This is a genomic window from Mesorhizobium delmotii, assembly GCF_900149755.1.
Classification (GTDB): Bacteria; Pseudomonadota; Alphaproteobacteria; order Rhizobiales; family Rhizobiaceae; genus Mesorhizobium; species Mesorhizobium delmotii.
Window position 1 is genome coordinate 39,105 of sequence record NZ_FUIG01000038.1, and the last position, 2,407, is coordinate 41,511.

A 2,407-nucleotide genomic window follows, 5' to 3' on the forward strand; every position below is an offset into this window, starting at 1 on the left:
TCCAGTTCCTTGTCTGCTGTCGTGAGACGATGGTTGAGGCGAAGGTAGTCCGTCCAAGTCGGCGAGCGGAATGTTTCTGTCCATTGCAAAGGCTCCTGAGGGTTGCGCTGCAGCGTCCAATGTCGAGCACCGACGCGGCTGTGTACATGCCGGCGCTCGCGCATGAGGTCCAGGAACGCCTCGCACTTAACGCGCTCTGTGCCACATTCAGTTGTACTACGGCTCTTGAGAAGCTACCTGCCTCCACCAAGTCGACAAGATCTTGCCTCAAGTCCACTTATGCGCACCTCCGCGAGCTTCCGGGAGGGTTTTTGATCAGTCCCCTTGTGGTGCCCGCGTTAAATCTCGAAGTCGCGAAGGGCGGCATCGACCGCCTCGCCAAGTCGCTCCACGATCGTGTCGATCTCGTGCGGCGCGACGATAAAAGGGGGAGCGATCAGCACATGGTCACCGCACGCACCGTCGATGGTGCCGCCCATCGGATAGACCATCAAGCCGCGTTGCATGGCCTGGCGCTTGATCTTCGCGTGAACTTTCAGACCCGGGGCAAACGGCTCCTTCGTGCCGCGGTCAGCGACGAGCTCGATCGCTTGAAAAAGGCCACGGCCGCGAATGTCGCCGATATGGAGATGGTTGCCGAAGCGCGCCTGCAACCGCGCGGTGAGACGGCCGCCCATCGCCTTGACGTTATCGAGCAGAAGATCGCGGTGGATGGCTTCCTGCACGGCAAGCGCGGCGGCGGCCGCCATGGGATGTCCCATGTAGGTGTGGCCGTGCTGGAAAAAGCCTGAACCGTTCGCGAAAGCATCGAAGATTTGCCTGCCGAGGAGCACCGCGCCGATCGGCTGATAGCCGCCGCCGAGCCCCTTGGCGATGGTCATAAAGTCGGGCGATATCCCTTCCAGCTGGCAGGCGTGCAGCGTGCCGGTGCGGCCCATGCCGCACATGACCTCGTCCAGTATTAGAAGCACACCATAGCGGTCACAGATCGCGCGTATCCGCTTGAAATAGTCCGCGACCGGCGGAACCGCTCCGGCCGTGGCCCCGACCACCGTCTCGGCGACGAAGGCGATCACTTCTTCTGGCCCGAGTTCGAGGATCTTATCTTCGAGCGCCTGGGCCGCGCGGGCCGCATAGGCCTCATCAGTCTCGCCCGGCTCTCGGAAGCGGTAGGCGAAACAGGGATCGACATGGTGGGTCTCTATCAGGAGGGGGCGGAACTGCGCGCGCCGCCATTCGTTGCCGCCGGTTGCTAGAGCGCCGAGCGTATTGCCGTGATAGCTCTGGCGGCGAGCAATGATGTGACGGCGCTGCGGCTCACCCTTTTCGACGAAATATTGCCGCGCCATCTTGAGCGCCGCTTCGACCGCTTCCGAGCCACCGCTCACCAGATAGACATGCGACAGCCCCGGTGGCGCGTCCTCGACGAGCCGATCGCCGAGGCGCTCGGCGGCCTCGGTGGTGAAGAAACTAGTATGAGCGTAGGCGATCCTGTCGAACTGGCTGTGCAGCGCGGCAACTACGTCGGGATGAGCATGGCCGAGGCAGGAGACCGCGGCTCCGCCCGAGGCGTCGATATAGTGCTTGCCGCCCGCATCGATCAGTTCGATCCCCTTGCCTCCGATGGCAACGGGCAGGCTGCCATGGATCTGACGGTGAAGGAGATGAGTCATAGTTTCCTCGTCGGTAAGCGCTGGATGTTGAAGGCAGGTGTCGGCGACGGCAAAGGCCGGCGGCATGGTCTGGAAGATTGATGGGTCTCGGTCGGCACGGCAGGCGCTCTAGAGCTTGATGTCGTCGAGCGGCCAGATCGGGCGGCGGACATTGCGGTAGTCTGTCCTGGGGAAAAAGGCGGCGGAATCCATTCCGCCGCCGTCAACCCTGATCACCTCGCGCGCAATCGGTTCGAACGCCGCTCGGAAATGATGATAGGATTTCAATGCTATGGTTGGACAGTGAAGCGGGTCGATACCGAGGGAGGTGAGTTGGGCGAGGTCGGTCGCTTGGCCGTTCCGCGAGACCACCGCAACTTCGACGCCGCCCACGCGCAGCATAACGCTCGGCCCGCAATTGCGCCATGCCCCTCCGCCCATGGGTCCATGGCAGCGGAAACGGCCGTCGGTTATGGAGACAATCTGCGCCTCGACCTCAAGCGGCCCCCCGCCCATCTCGGGGGCGTGCTTGCCGCCGAGCAGGATGCGCCCCTTGTTGCCGACGCCAATGGCGATGCCGGCCTGCACGGCCGCCGGATCGAAGATCGCATGGAAGGCGGCGTTCTGGAGATCTGCCGCTATCATCGCGCGAAGCAGGTTCGTCGCATCGCCGTAAGCACCGCCGCCGGGATTGTCGCTGATATCAGCGAGCACCAGCGGCTTGTCGGCATCCGCCTCGCCGGCTTTGGCGCGTT

2 protein-coding genes and 1 pseudogene are annotated in these 2,407 nt (G+C 63.3%); all 3 read right to left on the reverse strand.

Features of this window, described 5'->3' with window-relative positions; translation table 11 throughout:
• A pseudogene (locus BQ8482_RS22345) lies at positions 1-182 on the reverse strand (MFS transporter); the annotation flags it as partial.
• Between the two features lie 156 nt (positions 183-338).
• Positions 339-1,673, reverse strand: a complete 1,335-nt coding sequence (locus BQ8482_RS22350) for an aspartate aminotransferase family protein (RefSeq protein WP_123149582.1) — start codon at positions 1,671-1,673, stop codon at positions 339-341.
• A 108-nt stretch (positions 1,674-1,781) separates the two neighbouring features.
• Positions 1,782-2,407, reverse strand: a 626-nt coding sequence (locus tag BQ8482_RS22355) for an MlrC C-terminal domain-containing protein (protein WP_208867810.1), incomplete at its 5' end; no start/stop codon positions are given.

Bases quoted from the DNA above. Each gene is read 5' to 3' on its own strand.
- BQ8482_RS22350 (WP_123149582.1), bottom strand. From the start codon at position 1,673: ATGACTCATCTCCTTCACCGTCAGATCCATGGCAGCCTGCCCGTTGCC.